Consider the following 20,035-nt stretch of genomic DNA (forward strand, 5'->3'; position numbering starts at 1 on the left):
AGGCGAAGGGCGCGGCGTTGAATCCGCGAAGGGGGTGCCCTATAATGGCAATAGCTGTATGGACACAACTCCTGCCCGAAACCCGTTGCGGGGTCCGCTCATCGCGTTGGCGGCGACGGTGCTGGTCGCCTGCTTCACGCTGTACCTGGTCTTCCAGCGGCGCCTGGAGCTGGCGGAGGAGACTGCGCGCGACACGTGGTACCCGGCGCCGTGGGCCGCGACCGCCGCAGTGCCCGCCGGCGCCGGCTGCGAGTTGTGGACCGACGGCCGTTCTTGGCGGGCCGGCGCCCGTCTCGATGAGCGGTTGGTTTATGGCGGCGATCGGGGCCTGCTCGCCAGCCGCGACGGCGGCGCCGGGTGGCAGTCGGTGAGTGTGCTCGACGGACTCCCGGTGGGGCGGGTCACCGCCATGGCGGAGCTGGGTGGCCGTCTCTATCTGGGCCTAGGCGGCGGGCTGGCCCGCTGGGACGGGCGGACGGTGGAGCGGTTCAATCTGCCGATCCTTTCGGCGGACTGGGTGACGGCGCTCGCACCCGGCCAAGCGGGTCAGATCTGGTGCGCCACCCGCCGCGGCCAGCTGCTGGAGTTGGAAGCGGGGCGGTTCCGGGCCGTGGCACTCCCCGGTTTGCGGGACGACGGGGTGGCGGCCGTGGCCATGAGCCGCCGCGGCCCGGTGCTCGGGACCTTCCGCCACGGGCTCTACCGCCTGGATGATGGACGGCTGGTCCGGCCGGGTGGGGCGCTGCCGCCCCTGCAATCGGTTGCCGGGCTCGAGGCGCTGCCCGACGCCTCGTTGCTGACGGCCACCGACGCCGGACTGGCGGTGCTGTCGCCGGCGGGCGATTTCATCGAGATGCTCTTCCCCGGCCGCCCGGTGTCGTTCGCCGGCCACCGCGTCGGGCAGGTGATCTGTGCCTGCATCGAGGATCAGGTCTACGCTGTCGCATGGTCCGATTGGAACGCCGGCCGGCGGCGCTTCATCCCGATCGGCGCGCCCGGTCTGGTCCGGAGCGCCGTGGCGGGACCGGCGGCGATCGACCTGCTCACGGACCGCGGCATCTTTCGCTGGACGCCCGGAGCGACGGGCTGCCGTCCCGTCGAGGTGCCGGCGGGCGAGCTTGCGCGTCCGTCGGTCATGGCTCTGGCCGCCGGCGGCGGGTCGGTCTGGCTGGGATACTTCGACGGCGGGATCGAGGCGCGGGACGGGACGGGCCGCCGTCGCGAAGGTGTGGACACCCCCGCGCTGAACACGATCAACCACCTGGCCTGGGACGGGGCGCGCCTTTGGGCGGGCACTGCGCAGGGACTGTGGACGGTGAGCGCCGCCGGAGTCCAGCCGGCGGGTGCGGCGGAAAGCCCGCTCCGTTCGGCCTATATCAACCAGGTGATCCCCGCCGGGGGCGTCACCTGGGTGTGTCATGGCCAGGGGCTGTCGGTTCTGCGCGGCGGGTCCGAGGCGTTGTTTTACGCCTTGCACGGCTTGCCGTCGAACAAGGTGTACTGCGCGGTCCAGCGGGAGGGCCGCTTGTATGTGGGTACGCTGGGCGGTCTCGCCGTCATGGTGGGCGAGCGCGTGGCGGCCGTCCACCAGGTCGACAACTCGCCGCTGCGGGTCAATTGGATCACCGCACTGCAGGCCTGCGCCCAGGGCGTGATCGTGGGCACGTACGGCGGCGGGATCCAGCTACTGGCGCCGGACGGCACCTGGCGCGAATTTCGTGGCGCCGGCCGCCGGCTCAACGTGAACCCCAACGCGCTCTGCGCCACCGGCCCGTGGATCCTGGCCGGCACGCTGGAGGAGGGACTGTGGCGGCTCGACCCGGCCCGCCTGCAGGCCGTGCGCCTGGAGCTGCCGCTGCCGTCACGGAGCGTACAGGCCGTGCTGGCCGACGGCGCCACCCTGTATGTTGCCACCGACAACGGAGTGCTGCGTGTCCCCTTGACTGCCGAATTCTTGAAACCGGAGCATGCGTCATGAACAGAGCCCGAATCCGCTGGCTGCTGATCTGGACCGTCCTGTTGGGAGCGCGGCCCCTGGCCGACGCAGGGGTGCTCATCCCGTCGTCGGTCAAGTCGCAGCCGGACCCGGCCATTCTCAGCCTGGAGGAGATGCAGATCCGCATCGAGGTGGACCAGGGCCTGATGCGCGTCCGGATGATCCAGTACTACGCCAGCCACGACCACCGGATTCTGGAGGGGACCTACCTGTTCTCCTTTCCGCCGGGGGCGTCGCTGAGTGACTTCGCCATCTGGGACGGCGTCACTCGCATTCCCGGCGTGATCCTGGAGAAACGCAAAGCGGCCGAAATCTACCGGGATCTGGCCGCACAGGCCATCGATCCGGGCTTGCTCCAAATGGGCGGCGAAGGGGAGGAGTCGGAGATCCCCGCCGACTTCTTTACGGTCAAGGTGGCACCCATACCGCCTCGTGGCTTCAAGCGGGTGGAGCTGGAGTACCAGCAGCACCTGGCGGTGCATGACGGGCGGGTGGAGATGGTTCTGCCGCTCAAGAGCCGGATCTTCCCTGCCCAGACCGTCCGCTCCCTCAGCGTGGAGCTGGCTGTGGCCGACGGACGGGCGATCCGGGATTTCGCGCTGGCTGCCGCCGCCTACCCGTTGCCGTGGCGCCAGCCGGACGCCAACCGGGTCGTGGGGGCCTGGCAGGGCCGCAATGTCGTGCTGACGGAAGATTTCGGCTTCAAGTGGTCGGTGGACACCGCCCAGCCGTCATCCGTCTGGCTGACCTGGCGGGGGCGGGAGTCCGAGCTGCTGGCGGGACGGGCGTTGACGGCGGAGGACCGGCCGGCCAGCGAGGCGACGGACGACGGCTACTTCCTGCTGGACCACCTCTTCCCGGCTTCGCCTGCGTCCGGCCGGCGGCCGGTCACGGCGATCGTGGCACTGGACACGTCGTTGTCCATGTGGTGGGGCAAGCTCCAACAGGCGCACGAGGCCCTGCGCGCCTACTTGGGGGCGCTGCAGCCGACGGACGATTTCAATCTGGTGCTGTTCGGTGAGAAGGCACGGCCGGTTTTCCCCAAGCCGGTTGCGGCCACGCCGGAGAATGTCGGCCGGGCGCTGGAGGTGTTTCTCAGCGGTTACCTGGCCGGCGGCACCGATCCGGTGCCCGCCCTGGAGGTCGCGACGGCTCAGGCGGCGCAGGGGCGGTCGCTGGACCGCCACCTCGTGCTGATCGGCGACTGGATGCCCACGACCGGTCATGTCAAGAATGCCGCCGTGCTGGTCAAAGTCAAGCCGCTCCTCCAGGGTCGCGGTGTCAAGGTGCACGGTGTGGCCACCGGCGATGACGCCAACCGGACGCTGCTGGAGATCCTGGCCGGCTGGACCGGCGGCCAGGTCCTCGCCCTGGGCAGCCGCGAGGACATCACCACCGATCTACGGCTGCAGGTGGGCCGGTTCGGGCGGGAGCCGTTCGGCGGGCTGGGCCTCGAGGGGGGCGCCGGCGTGTTGAACCGCGTGTACCCGGCTCACCCGGTGAGTATCTTCGCCGCAGCCAGCGGGACGTGGGTGGGGCGCTACAAGCCGGCGCCCGACGTCACACTGCGTCTGCGCGGCGCGGCGCCGGACGGCGCCGCCTATGAGCAAACGGTCACGGCCGTCCTGCCCGAACGCAACCTGGAACACGACCTGCTGCCGCGCGTCTGGGCCCGGGCCCGGGTGGATTTCCTGCTCGACCGCATCAACCGGGAGGGGGAGGACGCCGCCGGCATCCGCGAGATCATTGAGCTGTCGCGCAAATACAAGTTCGTCACCCCGTACACGTCGTTTCTGGCTGCGCCGCGGTCGCTGCTCCGCCCGCGGGTCATCCAGCCCAAGGATCCCGTGCTGCGGGTGGCCGCCGACCCGTCGGTGGTAGCGGCCACGGTCCGGCTTCCGTGGGGTGAGACGCTGCCCATGCGGTGGATCGAATCGCTGGGCGTTTGGCAGACGCGATTCTTTGTGCCGGCCGAAGTGGCTGACGGCACCCATCGCTGCCTCGTGATCCTGCGGGACGGCGGCGGCCGGCTGTATCGCGAGGAGAAAAGCTTCGTGATCGACAGCCGGGCGCCGGCGGTGCGGTGGCGCAACATGGTGGAGACGGTCGCGGGCGGCGCCCGGCTCCGGCTCGATGTGGACGCCCCGCCGGACACTCGCCACCTGACCGCGACGATCGAAGGCGGCGGCCGGGTGCGCCTGGCGTGGAGCGCCGCCGACCGTTGCTGCACGGGCATGCTGTCCGTGCCCGCCGGGTCGGCGCCGGGGATGCGGGTGCTGTCCCTGGTGGCGGAGGACCAGGCCCACAACGTGTATCGGAAGGATTACCAAGTGAGGATCCTGCCATGAAGAAAATCGCGCTCTGCACCGTCCTGCTAGCCGCCGGCCTGACTTTCCTAGCCTCGGACACCGGCACGTGGAAATGCCTGCGGTTGATCCAGCCCGAGTACCTGGAGCGTGGTTCACCGGAGCTGACCGCGCTCTACGAGCGGCGGGCGCTCGACGGACAGAACGTTCTCGTGCCCATCCCGCCGGGACGTGCGCTGGAGTTACTGGCGACCGGCGACGAGAACTGGCGCCTACCCGTGCGGGCCCGCCTGCTGGAGCAGACCGGCCGGCTGGAGGAAGCCGAAGCCGTCTGGCGGAACTGGAACGAGCAGATCGGCCCGTCGGCGGAAGGCGTGACCTGCTTGGCGGCGTTCTACCGGCGGCACGGCCTGGCCCGCCCGGAGCTGGAGTTGTTGGAACGTTCCGCCGCTCTTCTGACCAGCGGGGAGAAGGCGCCGCTCAGCCTCGCCGAGGTGTGGAACCGGATCATGAGCCTGGCGGTTCCGGCCGGGCTGACGCCGGCGGAACAGGACGCCCTGCACCGCCGGCATATCGCCGCTTTCAACGGGCGCCCCGACCAGGCGGCCGTCTTCCAGTCGTGGCTGGAAGCCCTGCTGGCCGATGCGCGCTGGGACACGCTGGCCGCGGCCCTGGGCGAATACCGGCAGGCCTTCCCGGATGATCGCGACACGGTGACGGCGTTCCAGGCGCGGGCAATGGCGGCACGCGGTGAGACTGCGGCGGTCCGTGCGCTGTTCGAGAAAGAGTTCCACCCCTTGATGGAAGCGGAAACGGTCCGGCACCTGTTCGGGGCGCTGGAGAAAGCCAGGCTGTGGCCCGACACACTGCGCGAGGCCGAGGAACGGCTGCGGCGCGATCCGCTGGACGCCGGCGCGGTCTATCGCCTGTACCACGCCCAGATGTTCCGAGAGAACCTGAGCGGTGCCGCCTCGCTCCTGCGCGATTACCGGCTGATTCGGAACGCCCGCCTGGGGACCGCCGCGCCGGCGGCGGCCTGGCGGAGCGAGGAGCTTGCGGTGATGGGCATTCTGGCCCATCGCTGCCGGGACGACGCCGAGGCTCTTCGGTACTTCCACAGTTTCTATCTGGCGGTCCCGGTCGGCCAGACGGTGCGCGTACCCGGCGTGCCGCTGGCACTGGTCCGCGAGGAAGCGCTTCGGGCGGCGTACCGACTGCTGGTCGCGCCCGAGAGCGGCGTGGACGGGTACACCGCCCGGTCTCTGGGCGGCCTGGCCACCCTGGTGACCGCTGACGCCAACCCGGGATTCCTCAACGGTATGCTCTCCATCTTGCTCAACGGCGTGAATCCGGCGGGCGAGCTGCGGGAGCTGGAACGGGCCGGCGAGCCGTATTTCCTGGCCCGACGAGCCGAGGCGGTAGTCGCCGAGCTCCGGCCAGCCCTGGCGCCGGACGACTACGTGCGTTATCGGGCCGGTCTGGCCCCGCTCTACGTGCGAGCCGGGGACCGGACGGGTGCCCAGGTCTTGCTGGAGGAGCTGGCGCAGGCAGCGCGCGATCCAGACCTGCGGCGCGGGTTGTGGCTGCAGGCGGCCGAGACCGCCGCGGCTGGCGGCGACGCGGCGACGGTCACCGTCGAACGCTGTTACCGTCAAGCCGTGGCGGTGGAGGGCCAGTCCCAACCCGCTGTGCCGCTCGGCGCAAGCTCCCTGGAGTACTGGACACCGGGCGACGAGTCGCCCCGACGGAACCGGTGGCAGGCGCTGGACGCCCTGACGAATTTTCTAACGAGTCACCGGCGCCTGCTGGACGCGGTGGCGGTGTACCGCCGGCTTATCGACGCGCACCCGCAGGACGAGCAGTTGTATGAGAAGCTGGCGGGCCTCCTCGAATCGGGCGATCTGGCGGCGGAACAGGAGGCGCTATACCGCCGGGCCACGGATCAGTTCAAGGGTCCCGGCTGGTTTAACCGGCTGGCCCGCTTTTACATCCGCATCAAGCGGATCCAGGAATTCCAGCAACTCACCGCCAAGCTGGTTCAGACATTCGACGGCTCCAGCCTGGAATCGTACATCGGCTCGGTGCTCCCCCAGGCGTCCGGACCGTTGGGTGAAAAGCCTTACCGGCGGTATGCCCTGGAGGTGGCGACGGCCGCCCTCGACCGATTTCCACTCAGTCCCCGGTTCCAGGCGGAGGCCATGCGGCTGGCCAGCCAGATAGATGCGAGCCGTTACCGGCAGCTCGTCGCGACCTATTTCATGCTCTCCGCCGAGGCACGCGACCGCTACTTCCAGGACTTGACCGCCCGGAAGCTGCTGGACGGCGTGCTGACCGCCGCGTCGTCCGGCGATGACCCGCTGCAGCTCTACCTGAGCGCCGAGGCCAACATCTGGCGGTGCCGGTTCGAGGCGGCCACCCCGCTGTACCAGCGGCTGGTGGAGCTGTATCCGGGTGATGACACCATCGCCCGCCGCGCCGCGGAACTGCTCCGCTCGGGCGGCGTCCAGGATCCCGCCCGCTACGCGCAGGCGGCGGACCTGCTGGCAGACCTGGGGCGGCGCACCGGCCGACAAGGCGAGATGCTTATCGAGGCCGGTGATTGCCTGGCCCTGGGCGGCGACGTAGCCGGCGGCGCGCGCCGCTGGCGACAGGTGCTGACGCTATATCCGGACGATCCCGACCAGTGGCTGAGCGTGGCCACCGTGTTTTGGGACTACTATCTGTTCGATGAGGCGCGTTCGGTGATCCGGGAGATCCGGCAGCGCCGGAAAGATCCTGACCTGTTCCCGTTCGAAATGGGCGTACTGTTGGAAGAAGACGGTCAGACCGGCGCGGCCATGACCGAATATCTCAAACTGGCGCTGGCGTGGGGCGACCGGCACTGGGAGGCTCGGGCCCGCCTCAACCAGCTCCTCCAGAAAGAGGAGAACCGCCGCATCTTTATGCAGGCGGTTTCCGAGCGGCTGCGCCGTGGTCCCAAGCCGGTGGAGTACCTGAACAACTTGCGCAATTTTCTGCAGGAATGGAATCGGGCGGATGAATTTCCGCTGGCGGAGTGGGCCGCCTCACTGGTGACGGAATCCGCCGGAACCGACACCATCCGCGAGGCGCTGGGCCAGCTTTCCGACCTGCTGACCGCCGCCGACCGGATGCGTGGATACCGGATTTTGGTGCAGCTGGCGCCGCCCGGTGCGGAACGGCTGAGCGCCAGCTTCGCCTGGATTCAGCAACTGGTGGATGACGGGCGGGGCGATGAGGCCGACCGTGCGCTGGCTGAACTGGTGCGCGAACACCCCGTCAACCTGGGTGTCATCCGGCGGTCGGTGGACACCTACGTGAGCCTCGACCGACGCAGCCGGGCAGCGGGTGTGCTTCGCAACGCCCTGCCGCGGGCCGTGGCGCCGTACCGGCGCGAGTTCACCGAACGGCTCATCCACATCCTGACCGATGACGGGAAGCCACTGGAGGCCGCGACGGTGGCCGCCGACTGGCTGAACGCGGAGCCGGACGATCTGGCGGTGATGGAACTCCGCTGGTCCGCCCTGACGGCAGCCGGCCAGCCGGCCGCCGCTGTTCCGGAGATCCGGCAGACGTTGGCGCGGCTTGGGTCCCTCGTTCCCGATCCCGCCGTCCGGAAGGAGCGGGCGGTGGACCTGCGGAGCCGGGCGGCCGCGGCGGCGTGGGCCGCCGGCGACCGCGTCCAGTCGGTGGACGAATATTATGAGATCCTGAAGCTCGTGCCCGAAGACCGGAAGGTGCTGGAACGGGGCGTGCTGGCGGCCCAGCGGGCGGAGTTGCTGCCCCGGCTGGAGGGCTACTTCCGGAAGGCCGCGGCCGACAGTCCGTCCGATTACCGCTGGCCTCTGGTGCTGGCCCGCCTTGAAATGCTGCGGAATAATCCCAAGGCGGCGGCGGCGCTGTACACCCAGTGTCTGAAGGTGGTGCCGCAGCGGGTCGATTTGGGCGCCGAGGCGCTCCGACCGCTGGAGCTCATGGGCGACTGGCGGGCGATGAAGGATCGCTGCCTGGAGCTGGCCCGTCTCAACTACAACGATCCCGACTGGCTGCGGGATGCGGCCACTGCCGCATGGCGCGCGGGTCTGGAGGGTGAGGCGCGCGACCTGGCCCGTCAATACGCGCAAGCCAACTCCGACGTACCTCGCGTTCAGGCGATGGCCGAGATGCTGCTCTACGCGGAGTGGCATCGGAACGATTGGGCCGTGGATACCCTCCTCAAGCTGTTGCATTCGGCCAAACCGGATGATGCACTGGCCTGGGATCTGGACAGCAACAACCTGATGACCATCGCGGCCCGATCCGACCGGATGCCTCTGCTTGTGGAGCGGCTGCTGGCGATTGTTGACGCGGCGGTCCGTCAGAACGAGATCGAGCGCGCCGCGGCGTGGCTGTCGCTGGCGGGCGCCGGCTTAAGGGAAACCCTGCCGGCCGAGATCCGTCAGGCGGTGGTCCGTCAATTCCAGACACGCCTGGGCGGGTATCTCAACGGCCCGTTGAAGGACAGTGCCCTGGAGGTTCTGATTCAGCCGGCTGAGCAAGGCGCGATCACGGAGCTGCTCGGACCGCTCTACCTGGCCAAGGTTCGCAGCGACGGAGGTAACTACGTCAACTGGCGCATCCGCGAATACCTGTTTGCCCGGGGTATGTGGGCGGAGCTGTCTGCACTGAACGACGTGATCCTGTCCCGGATCGATCCCGGCGATTGGGATCACCGACGGCTGCAGGCGGAGCAGGCTTGGTTGGAGATGCTCCAGGCCAGGACGCCGGCGGAGCTGGAGCGACTGCGCCAGATCTACCGGAATCCGGACCACGAGCCGGGGCTGGAGGAAGCGTGGCGGTACTTCGAGCTGCTGTCCCGGCAGGGCGCATTGACGGAACTCGGCGACGGTTTCAGCGCGGTTCAGTGGCACAAGGGGGCGCTCGTCGAATTCCTGGCGGCCAAGAAGGAGTACGCGCAGGCCGCCCAGTCCCTGCAGACGGTGTTCGCGGACCAGAGCCCGGTCTGGCGCGACGCCCACACCGCGTTGCTGGCGGGATGCCCGGGCAGTGAATTGGCGGCGGACAAACCGTTCAAACGCATCCTGCGCCTGGTGCCGGTGCGCGATCTGTTGGAGACGGCCGTCGAGGACGACATGACGCTGATGCCGCCCCATTGGTACCGCTATGCCGCCCGGTATGGAGATTGGTTGCTGGCGTCGGGCAAGGCCGATTCCGGTGCGGCGTGGATGGTGGCGGAGCTGGAACGGAACAACCATCGCCGGCTCGAGTACGAAGCCCTCTTCAAGCGCCTGTTGGCTCTGGGTCGCACCGCCGAGGCGCGGCGGTGCCTGCCGTGGCTGACGGCCATGGAGGCACGGCCGCTCGACGACGCCTGGAACCGGCTGCGGCTGGCCGCCGCCGGCTCGGATGCCGCGGCGGTGACGACGGCCTATGGCCAGCTCCTCGAGTTGCTGGCCGCCGACAAGGTCGGCAACTTTCTGTCCGGCAACGGACTGGAACTTGTGGGCATCGGCAAGCGATATGCCCTCTTGACCCGGTTCCGCGACACGTGGCCCGATGTCATGATCAGCCAGGGTGCGCTGGAGGAATACGGACCGTCCGGTGACTCGCTGATGGTCCTGTTGTTCGCCCTGCCGCCGGCGGACCGGTGGGCGGTGGTGGAAGGATGCGTCCGACGCCATGCGCGGCCCGTTGCGGCGCTGGAATTCTGCCTGAACCGCAACTTGGCGGCTGTGGACACCGACGGCCGACTAGCGGCTCTGGCGGCTGAAGTGGCGCCCGAAGACAGCACGCTGGGCCGCGAGGCCCGTCTCGCCACCTTGGTGCGGAGCTGGGGCGCGGCCGGGCCATCGGTTCAAGCCGGCGACAACCTGAGCGTCCAGCGGGCGACGCTGTGCGCCGATGACACCCTGTCGCACACGGTGGGCCAGTTGACCCCGGCGGACTGGCGGCGGTGGTGGACCTGGTTGAACAGCCAGAAACCGACGGGCGGGCCCCCGCCAGCCAAGGCATTCCAGGCATGGATCGAGTCCCAGCCCGGAGGGACCACATCTTGGAGCGAATTGAACAGTCGCTTCCTGCGCGCCTTCGGCTGGACTGTGCAGGCAGCGGAGCTGTCGCGGGATTTGGTTCTGTCGGCCATCGAGGATCGCTGTCTCACCGCCGAAGAATCGTTCCTGGTCGCGGTGTACGACGCGGAGCGGGGTGATGTGGCGGGGACGGCCGCCCGCTTCCGCGAGGCCATGAATCGGGCCGAAGACCGGCTCGAGATGGCCCACCGGATCCTGCTGTTCCTGGCGGAACACGATCGGTATGACCTGATGGAGCCCGTTCTGGCCGTGTTCGAGGGGTTGGACCGGGGTTCCCCGGTTACGGCCGGCTACCGCTTGCGGATGCAATTCGCCGCCGACTATCGGCAAGTCACCCTCGCCCGCCTGCTGGCGTATCTGGATCGGCCCGATGTTCCATTGGAGGCGAAGACCGAGACCATCGAGACCGTCATCCGGTATGGGTTGAAGGATCGGCCATGGGCTGCCGAATTGGCCAGGGGCGTGCCGATCACCCCGCCGTCAACCGGCTGGTCGGAAGTGCGTCGCCTCCTGGCGTTGCGTCTGCATGCGCTCCAGTTCGGCGCTCCGGCCGCCTTCCCCGCGGCGGAGGCCGACTTGGCGGGCTATCCCGACGCGCGCCTGCTGGTTCGGTGGCTCGTGGAGCGGGCGGAAGGCGCGGGCAACACCGCCCTGCAGGCCAAATACCTGCCGGTGTTGTTCCGCACCCGGACCGAGAGTGAGCCGGTGCTGCCGCTGCTCCAGAAGGCGGTGCCCGCCGGCCTGGAGCGTACGGCGGTCACGCTGGTCAACCAGTCGGCGCTGAACTACGAACACCTGATGGCCCGGGACAATCCGGAATCCGGCGACGACGTCGGGAGCGGCCTGGCGGAATTCCTGTCCCGAGAAGCCCGCGGACCGGATGATTTGATCGTGGTCGAGAATCTGATGGACCGGCTGAACCTGCGCGGGGCGCTGGAGAACGTCTGGCTGAGGGCCCTGACATGGCGGCTGGATGCGTCCGCGCGACAGGGTGTGGCCGACCGGCTGTTCGTTCTGCTCGAGGAAAAGGCCCGCCAGCGCCGGGCTTGGGATGCCCGTTTCCAGCTGGACCACCAGCTGAGCAACTGAGAGGTGGATCATGAGAGGCATCGGGCGGCTGTTGGGAATCCTGGCTCTGGTGGCAGCGATGGGCGCGACCGGTCGACCTGCGGCTGCGGGGACGCCTGCGCCGGCCATTCCGGCCGGGGCGATGCTGTACGCCGAGACTCCCGACTTGAACGGATTGCTGGCCCAGTGGGAGGCTTCCACGGCCAGGAAGTCATGGGAATCCGGTGCGGCGCGGGAGCTGTTCATCCGGTCGCGGGTTTTCCTCAAGTGGGAGGACCGACTGGGTAAGCTTTCAGCGCTGGCGGGCCGGGAGCTGGATCTGAGCTTTCTGCGTCAGCTCGACGCCCGCCGGGCGGTGCTGGCCGTGTACGACCCGGGCCGGCGGGAGGGCCTCCTGGCGGTGGAGACGGGGCCCAACGGGCGGGCGGCCGCCGACGCGGTCGCCGCTGCGCTGGAGGCGCGGGACGCCAAAGGCACTGCCTACCGCGGGCGATTTCTGGAGGACGACGGCGTGTTCCTCGGGCTGTGGCGCGACGGGGCCACGGTGTACCTGGCCACGTCGGACCGACTGCTGCGCGAGGTGATCCGCCTGCGCCGCGAGGGCGGCGGCTGGAGCTTTCCAGAGGCGGCCGCGGAGCGGCCATACGCGTTGCGGCTGGACTTGGATCTGGCCGCGATCCGCAAGACGTCGTATTACCACCGCTACTGGGTTCACGATCCGGACGGCGAGTGGACCGGCTGCGCCCGGGCGCTGCTGGTGATCGCGCGCGACGGCGCCGGCTGGACCGAGGAACGGCTCTTCCTGACGACGGCGGACGGACCGGCGGTGTTTCCGACGGCTGCGGCGCCGAATCCGGGCGTCATCGCGCCCTTCTGGTCGGTGCGGCGGTCGGCGGCGGACGACGTCCAGGAACTGCTGCTGGAAGGGGTCCTCCGGCTGCCGGCCGAACGGCAGGCCGAACTCGCGCCGCGCACGTTGTATCAGGGGACCGCCTATAAAGTCGCCGCAGCCGAAACATCCGACTTCGAGCGGGCCATCGATCAGTCGTCACCCGACGTTTCCGTTGAAACGCTCTGGTCCGGTGCAGCCGGTGTCGGAACGGATCTCGACACCTACCTGGCTGCGGCCGGGCCGTGGCGGACCGGCTGGACGTGGGATGCGCCGCAGACCGGCGACGCCCGGACATGGAGTATGCCGGGTGGCGGACTGACCCTGATCGGCGAGAACGCGGCGGGTTCGGTGGGCCGGTTCCGGGAACTCCTGACCCGCGCGTTGGCGGCCGCCTACCTGACCAATCCGGCGGCGGTGGCGTGGGCGGAGGCGGAACCCGGCGTATTCCGCTGCCGCGAGCCTGTGGATGTGTGGCTGGCCGAAGCGTCGCCGGGGGTGCTGCTCGTCGCCTCCTCCGCCCCGATGCTCGCCGAGGCGCGGCGGCTGGCCGCAGTTGCGGATGGCGTGGACGCCGCCGCCGGCTGGAACCTGGCGGCGGTCGGGGACACGTATCGCCGGTTGCTGACAGACATGGGACAGTCCGCGGCGGAACAGTCGTCCGACGGCGCCCCCCGTTTCATGACCCATGTGGTGCCGTCGTTGCTTAGCGTTTTCCAGGCGGTGGACCGGATCCGTTTCGTGCAGAAAAAGGTGCCGACGGGGATCTACGAGCGTGTCGATTACCTGGCCGCGCCGTAGTTGTCAACGGTTGACCATCCTGGTCTTCGCCGCAGCGCTCGGCGCCTCGGCAGCGAGCGGCGCGGCTCCCGGGGACTGGGCCGGCCGCGTGGCGGGCGAACCCGGCGCCTACGCCCTGCTGGGCGATCTGGAGGCGGGCCGGCTGTACCCGGCGGGCGCGACGGCCGTAGGCGACGCCCGTGTGCCCGCCGGCTCCTGGGTCAAGCCGTTCCTTGCCTACGCGCTGCTGGCCTGCGGAAAATCCGACGAAACCGAAACCCTTCTGTGCACAGGCTGGCGGGATCCCCGGCATCGGTGCTGGTACGGTCCCGGCCACGGGCGCCTGAACCTGGAACAGGCGCTGGCGCAGAGTTGCAATGCATGGTTCCAGCAGGTGACACCGCGATTGGAACCGGACGAGTTCCAGAGGATCAACGCCCCGTTTTTCCCCGTCGGATGGTCCGATGCGACCACTGAAATAGCGACAGCGGAAGAGTGGCAAAACACCTTCATCGCCGGACGGCTGACCGCCCGAAGCTTGACCTTCGAAGCCTGGAGCCGCGCGCTGGCGGCGCTGGTGCTGGGCCGCCGGGTGGACTGGCCGGCCGGGACGGGGGTGCGCGAGCTGGCGCTCGGCTCGCCGGTGGGAGATCCGGCCGCCCTGGCAGTCGTGCGGCGAGGGTTGCATGCGGCGGCCGCAGGTGGCACCGGCCTGGAGCTGGCGCGACGGTTCGGTTCCGCCGAGCTATGGGTCAAAACCTCGTCGTCGCAGTCACCGTACGGCGACGTCGCCGGACGGCGGCCCGATGCGGTGTGCATGGTCGCGGCCTTCTGGCCGGCCGGACACCCCCGGGCGTGCATCGTCCTGTTCGTGCCCCGGGGGATGGCTGCGACCACAGCGGCGCCCCTGGCCTGCGACGTGCTGCGTGACTTTTGCCGGTGGCGACGGATGATGCCATGAACCGCCGAGTGTTAGTCGCAAGCCGGGCCGTGATTCTGATGATGCTGCTCAGCACCGCGCTGAGCCGCGGTGAGGCGGCGGCGCCGACGCCTGTGGTCCGGATCGATGTGCTTGGCTTGTTCCGTCCGCCGGCCGTCGAACTGGTGGCCGTGGATACCGCCAGTTTCAGTTTTAATGACGGCGGCGGGATAGTGCGCGTCCTGCCGCCGGGAGCGGCGGTGGCGCTCAGCCGGAACGGGGGGCGGGTGCAGGCGGTGCACGCCGGTCAGATTCGCGAGAATGGCCGCCAGTGCGCGGTGACACCGGCAGCCCCCGACGGACGGATTGAGATCCGGTTGGCGAATGGATTCCGCCGCGTGTTTTGCGGCACCGTCACCGTCCGTCCCGCGATCGCAGGCGACTGGCTCCAGCTCGTCGCGCACCGGCCCCTTGAGGATTATGTGGCGGGAGTCGTCTCGGCTGAGTTGGGGGCATCCGCCCCGCCGGCGGCGCTTCAGGCGTTGGCGACGGTGGTGCGCACCCAGACGCTCCGGTGGCGGGGACGCCATGCGGACGAAGGGTGCGACTTGTGCGACAACACCCATTGCATGCTGTACCAGGGCGAGGAGAACGGTGCGGCAGCGGTCCGCCGCGTGCTGGCACCACTGCGCGACGTGGTGCTCGTCCGGAACGGTCAGCTGGCCATGGCGCCATTTACTGCCTGCTGTGGGGGAGCGCCGCTTCCCGCCGCCTGGATCTGGCCGGGGGCGGTGGATACCGGCCCCGGCCGAACCTGCGATCGCTGCCGGGAAAATCCCGACGCGGTCTGGACAGCCATAGCGGCCAGCCCGGATTTCCTGCCGCGAATCGGTTCGGCGCTCGGAGGGTTCGCACCCGCAAGGATCCGGGTTGAGGAGCCGCCCGGGCGATCTCCCGTGGTGGTGCTGGCGGGCGATTGCGGCGAGCGCCGGATCCCCGTGGAGGAGTTCCGGATCGCCTGCGGGCGGACCTTTGGGTGGAACCTGATTCGCAGCAATCGCTTCCAGGTGCGGCAGGCGGGGGACCGGTTGCAATTTTCCGGCCGCGGTTTTGGGCATAACGCCGGATTATGCCTGGCCGGGGCGGTAGCCATGGCGTGCGCGGGGGCTACGGTGGACGCTATCCTGAATTTCTATTTTCCGGACTGCCGGGCGGTCAGTCGGGCCTCGATGGCGTCCAGCCAGCTGGGTTGGTGAACGTGCACGGCGATGGAAACAGCGCGGAGGGGACACGGCCAGGCCTCCGGGGGCAGCTTCACGAGATCTTTCTCGGTGGTGAGGAGCACGTCGGGCGTGTCGCGTCGGCAGGCCGCCGCGATTCGCTCGCGGGCGGCGGCGTCGTAAATCTGGTGATCGGCGAAGGCCAGTCGGGCGATGAGGGCGATCCCGGCCGATTCCAGTATCCCGAAAAACGTCTCGGGGCGGGCCAGGCCGCAGAAGGCCACGGCCCGTCGGCCGCGGAGAGCATCGAGCGCACCGGCGGCCCGCGCGTCTCCATCCACGAGGCCGGCCGGGACGAAGTCCGAGGAGAAAACGGGCACACTGCAAGCATGGCGCGCCACGTCCGGCGGCAGCGCGACGGCGGGCGCCGCGCAGCGGGTGAACAGGATTAAATCCGCCCGGCGCATGCCGCGGGGGTGCTCCCGCAGCGGACCGGCGGGCAGAAGCCGGCCGTTGCCCAACGGCTCGGCGCCGTCAAGCAGTAGCAGGTTGCAGTCCCGGTCGAGCGCCAGGTGTTGAAACCCGTCATCCAGGATGAACAGGTTCACGGACAGGTTGGCCTCGGCCCAGCGGCCGGCGATACCGCGGCGGCGATGGCATAACACCGGGACGCCGGGCAGGCGCCGCGCCAGCAGCACCGGTTCGTCTCCCGCGTCCTCGGGACCGAGGCGGATGATCGTGCCGTCGGACACCACCGCAACCGCCTCGCCGCGTTCACCCCGCCGGCGATAGCCGCGGCTGAGGATGGCCGGGCGCCAGCCGCGCCGCTGGAGCTCGGCCGCCAAGTGCGCCACCACCGGCGTCTTGCCCGTCCCACCCACGGTAAGGTTGCCCACCGCAAGCACCGGGTGCGCCAACTGCTCCGTTGGCCGTGTCCCGGCTTCATATTGCCGGTTGCGCCACGCCGTAGCCAGGCCGTAGAGCCAGGCAGCGGGACGGAGGACGGGGGCGAGCACCGCGGGCGGAGCATACGGATTCATGGCGTCGCGCTCCCTGCCGGAAACCGGCCGCGGATGATTGTCCAGCACCGGTCGGCGGCTCCCTGGTGTGACCGGATCAGTTCAAGGGCGCGGTGACCCAGGGCAGCGCGCTCGTCGGGATGGTCGAGGAGGCGTGCCAGCCGACGCGCGAAGTCGTCGGTGTCGGCGGCCTGCTGTAGGGCCTCCGCCTGGCGGAAGAGTGCGGCGATCTCGCGGAAATTTTCCATGGACGGACCGATCAGGATGGGACGGCCGGCGGCGGCGGGTTCCAGCACGTTGTGACCGCCGGTGGGCGTTAGGGTGCCGCCGATGAACACCAGATCGGCCGCCGCGTAGAGCCCGGCGAGTTCACCCAGCGTGTCCAGAATCACCACGTCCGCCGGTTCCCCCGAGGCGTCGGAGGTCAGACTGGAGCGGAGCGCTACGCGCAGGCCGCGCTGCCGGAACGCGTCGGCCGCCCGGCCGAACCGCTCGGGATGCCGTGGCGCCACCAGCAGCCGGAGCGCCGGCCGGCTCGGCCGGAGGCGGATGAACTGGTCGGCCAGGATGGCCTCCTCGCCTTCCATGGTGCTGCCGCAGAGAAGCACGAGGGGCCGATCGGTTCCCCAGCAGGTCCCGATGGCGGCGGCGAGCGCTGTGTTGGGCTGAATCAACCGGAGCGAGTCGAATTTCAGGTTGCCCGCCACCTGGATCCGCGCGGGCGGGGCGCCCAGTTCGCGAATACGCCGCGCATCCTCCTCAGTCTGCATCAGCCAGTGATCCGGGATGTCCAGGAACGGACGCAGCAGCGCACGCACCCGCCGGTAGCGAGGCAGGGACCGGTCGGAGATACGGCCGTTGACCAGGTGAACGGGGGTGCCCTGGCGGCGGGCGGCCGCAAGCAGCGTGGGCCAGATCTCCGTCTCGGCGATCACCAGCCGGCGGGGGCGGATCCGCTGCAACACCCGCCGGACCGGCCACCATAGGTCATACGGACAGTAGAAGGGGACGACGGTGTCGGCGAAGGTCTTCCGGGCGGTAGCCTGGCCGGTGGGGGTGATGGTGGACAGGTAGATCCGTGTGTCCGGCTCATCGCGGCGGATACGCTCCACCAGCGGGGCCACCGCAAGCACTTCACCGACGCTCACCGCGTGGATCCAGATGGCGTCTTGCCCGTCGTTCGGCGGCGGCAGCCTGAAGGCGAGGCGTTCGCCGACGCCGGCGAACGCGCGGCCCTTGACGGCGCGTCGGATGAGGAAATAAACCAAGGCCGGCGGCAACAGCAGGGCCAGGGCGAGGTTATAGATGAGGAGAATCAGGGTCATCGGGCCTGCCCGGAGACGGGGTGGAGGCAGTGTAGCCGTCCCGTCCGGCGGTTGTCAAGCTGCGGCGGGGAGGATGTCACAGGTGGTCGATCTCTGGAAACCCCCGGTCGAGCAACTTGTCGCCGCAATCCGCCAGGTGGTTGGCGTAGCGGGCCAGCGTGAAAAGGTAATCGCTCAGCCGGTTGACGAGCACCGGCACGTGGTCGCCGAGCTCGGTCTCGGCCCGGAGGCGGATCAGCCAGCGCTCCGCCCGCCGGCAGACGGTGCGGGCCAGGTGCAGTGCGGCTGCGTCCGGGCATCCGCCGGGGAGGATGAACTGGCCGAGGGGCGGCAGCACAGCGGACATGACGTCGATGTCCGCTTCCAGGTAGCGGATGTGCCGGGCGTCGATGCGGGTCACGCGGTCAGCCTCACCGCGGGCTGGGAGCGGCGTGGCCAGGTCGGAGCAGAGGATGAACAGGAGCGTTTGCAGCCGGCTGATGCGGTGGGCGACCTCCGGTCCGGGCTCAGCCGCAAGCGCAAGTCCCAGCACGGCGTTGAGCTCGTCCAGAGTCCCGTACACATGAAGCCGCAGATGATCCTTGGGGACGCGCTCGCCCGTGAAGAGGCTTGTCTGTCCGGCGTCGCCAGTTCGGGTGTAAATTTTGACCACGGCACCTCCACGATTCCGGGCGGGCCATCCGCCGCCGTCGGGATGAAACGGATCCGGTCGCCTGACCGCCGCCGGAGCGCAGCGTCAGCGTTTATCCAGCGACCGCTCGCGCCAGATCTGGACAAGATGAAGGATCGTCTCCGCCGCCTTGACCATGGCCCCGACAGCCACCCACTCCTGCTTGCTGTGGAAATTCATGCCGCCGGCGAATAGATTGGGCGTCAGCAGACCCATGTAACTGAGCCGCGATCCGTCGGTGCCTCCGCGGATGGCCTTCATGATGGGCGCCAGGCCGGCCCGCTGCACCGCCTCGATGGCGTAATCCATGACCCGTGGCTCCTCGCGGAGCTTGTAGATCATGTTCCGGTACGACTCCTTGATTTCGATGCTCACGCCGATACCGGGAAAACGCTCCTGGGTGATTGCCGCATAGCTTTTCAGGATGTCGCGGAACTGCTCCAATCCCTCCACGCTGAAGTCGCGAATCAGGGTGGTCAGCTTGGCGGCGCTCACGTTCCCCTCGATCTGGTACGGATGGATATAACCCTGGCGGTCCGTGGTGGTTTCCGGGAGCGATTCCTCAGAATATAGACCGGCGAAATATGCCGCAGCGCGGACGGCGTTGACCATCTTTCCCTTGGCATAGCCCGGGTGCACGTCACGGCCGGTGAATTGGATGATGGCGGTGTCGGCGCAGAAGGTTTCGTTTTCCACCTCACCGGGGTAGCCGCCGTCGATGGTGTAGGCGAAGGCCGCGCCGAACGCGGCCACATCGAAGTGCTTCGTGCCGTTACCCACTTCTTCATCGGGGGTGAAGGCGATCTTGATGGTGCCGCGTGGAATGTCGGGGTGCCGCACCAGGTATTCCACCGCCGCCATGATTTCGGCGACGCCGGCCTTGTCGTCGGCGCCGAGCAGGGTGGTGCCGTCCGAGGTGATGATGTCGTCCCCGACGAAATCGGCCAGCTCCGGGTTTTCATCGACGCGGATGACTTGGGCGGGATCGCCCGGCAGGACGATGTCGCCGCCGCCGTAGGCACGGTGCACGATGGGCTTGACGTCCCGGCCGCTGACGCCGAAGTAGGTGTCCACGTGGGCGATGAAGGCGATGACCGGGATCTGTTTCGCGGTCCGCGGGGGCAGGTTCGAGGGCAGCGTGGCAAACACGTACCCGTGCTCGTCCACGGCGGCGTCCGTCAGGCCGAGCTCCTGGAGTTCCTGGGCGAGCAGCCGGGCCAGGTCCAGCTGCATGGGGGTGGAGGGGAAGTGGGGAGAGTCCTCGGCCGAGGTGGTGTCGATCCGGACGTAGCGCAGAAAGCGGTCCACCACACAGGTGGCGGGCACGTCGAAGGTGTGGGACATGACGATCTCCTCTGTTGGGTTTGGGCGGACCGCCGCTCAACGGCGGTTGGCCAGCGCCGCGACGTAGCCGGCGCCGAAGCCGTTGTCGATGTTGACTACGGCGACGTTGGACGCGCAGGAGTTGAGCATGCCGAGCAGCGCGGCGACGCCGCTGAAAGACACGCCGTAGCCGATGCTTGTGGGGACGGCGATGACGGGGCAGGACGCCAGACCACCCACCGCGCTCGGCAGGGCGCCTTCCATGCCGGCCACCGCGACAACCACCGAGGCGGCGGCGATCTGTTCCCGCACACTCAGCAGGCGGTGAATGCCCGCCACACCCACGTCGGCCACCAGCTCCACGCGGTTGCCCATGATCTGGGCGGTGACCATGGCTTCCTCGGCCACCGGCA

11 protein-coding genes are annotated in these 20,035 nt (G+C 69.1%); 6 read left to right on the plus strand and 5 right to left on the minus strand.

What is annotated here, in order from left to right; all coding sequences use genetic code 11:
• Positions 1-58: 58 nt before the first annotated feature.
• The 6 genes from GX414_00585 to GX414_00610 are packed head-to-tail and all read left to right on the plus strand — an operon-like array spanning position 59 to position 15,321.
• A complete protein-coding gene (locus tag GX414_00585) occupies positions 59-1,978 on the plus strand; it encodes a hypothetical protein (protein ID NLI45583.1) in 1,920 nt (639 codons plus the stop codon).
• The gene (locus GX414_00590) at positions 1,975-4,344 is read left to right on the plus strand and encodes a VWA domain-containing protein (GenBank protein NLI45584.1); all 2,370 of its coding nucleotides are present in this window, start codon (positions 1,975-1,977) and stop codon (positions 4,342-4,344) included. Before GX414_00585 ends, GX414_00590 begins: the two co-directional genes overlap by 4 nt.
• Positions 4,341-11,498 (plus strand): hypothetical protein, encoded by a 7,158-nt coding sequence (locus GX414_00595; protein ID NLI45585.1) that lies wholly within the window; start codon positions 4,341-4,343, stop codon positions 11,496-11,498. The genes GX414_00590 and GX414_00595 overlap by 4 nt, the downstream gene beginning before the upstream one ends.
• A 10-nt stretch (positions 11,499-11,508) precedes the next feature.
• Positions 11,509-13,167, plus strand: a complete 1,659-nt coding sequence (locus GX414_00600; protein ID NLI45586.1) for a hypothetical protein — start codon at positions 11,509-11,511, stop codon at positions 13,165-13,167.
• Positions 13,168-13,177: 10 nt separating this feature from the next.
• A complete protein-coding gene (locus GX414_00605; protein NLI45587.1) occupies positions 13,178-14,107 on the plus strand; it encodes a hypothetical protein in 930 nt (309 codons plus the stop codon).
• The gene (locus GX414_00610) at positions 14,104-15,321 is read left to right on the plus strand and encodes a hypothetical protein (GenBank protein NLI45588.1); all 1,218 of its coding nucleotides are present in this window, start codon (positions 14,104-14,106) and stop codon (positions 15,319-15,321) included. Before GX414_00605 ends, GX414_00610 begins: the two co-directional genes overlap by 4 nt.
• On the opposite strand, the gene lpxK is transcribed toward GX414_00610, so the two are convergent.
• The 5 genes from lpxK to larB all read right to left on the minus strand — a co-directional run.
• A complete protein-coding gene (gene lpxK / locus GX414_00615) occupies positions 15,258-16,325 on the minus strand; it encodes a tetraacyldisaccharide 4'-kinase (GenBank protein NLI45589.1) in 1,068 nt (355 codons plus the stop codon). The two genes, GX414_00610 and lpxK, sit on opposite strands and share 64 nt — an antisense overlap.
• Positions 16,322-17,629 (minus strand): 3-deoxy-D-manno-octulosonic acid transferase, encoded by a 1,308-nt coding sequence (locus tag GX414_00620; protein NLI45590.1) that lies wholly within the window; start codon positions 17,627-17,629, stop codon positions 16,322-16,324. Before GX414_00620 ends, lpxK begins: the two co-directional genes overlap by 4 nt.
• Before the next feature lie 76 nt (positions 17,630-17,705).
• The gene (locus GX414_00625; GenBank protein ID NLI45591.1) at positions 17,706-18,281 is read right to left on the minus strand and encodes a cob(I)yrinic acid a,c-diamide adenosyltransferase; all 576 of its coding nucleotides are present in this window, start codon (positions 18,279-18,281) and stop codon (positions 17,706-17,708) included.
• A gap of 84 nt (positions 18,282-18,365) precedes the next feature.
• Positions 18,366-19,643, minus strand: a complete 1,278-nt coding sequence (gene pepT, locus GX414_00630) for a peptidase T (GenBank protein ID NLI45592.1) — start codon at positions 19,641-19,643, stop codon at positions 18,366-18,368.
• A 36-nt stretch (positions 19,644-19,679) separates the two neighbouring features.
• Positions 19,680-20,035, minus strand: a 356-nt coding sequence (larB, locus tag GX414_00635; protein NLI45593.1) for a nickel pincer cofactor biosynthesis protein LarB, incomplete at its 5' end; no start/stop codon positions are given.

It is taken from the genome of Acidobacteriota bacterium (assembly GCA_012517875.1).
Taxonomy (GTDB): Bacteria; Acidobacteriota; JAAYUB01; order JAAYUB01; family JAAYUB01; genus JAAYUB01.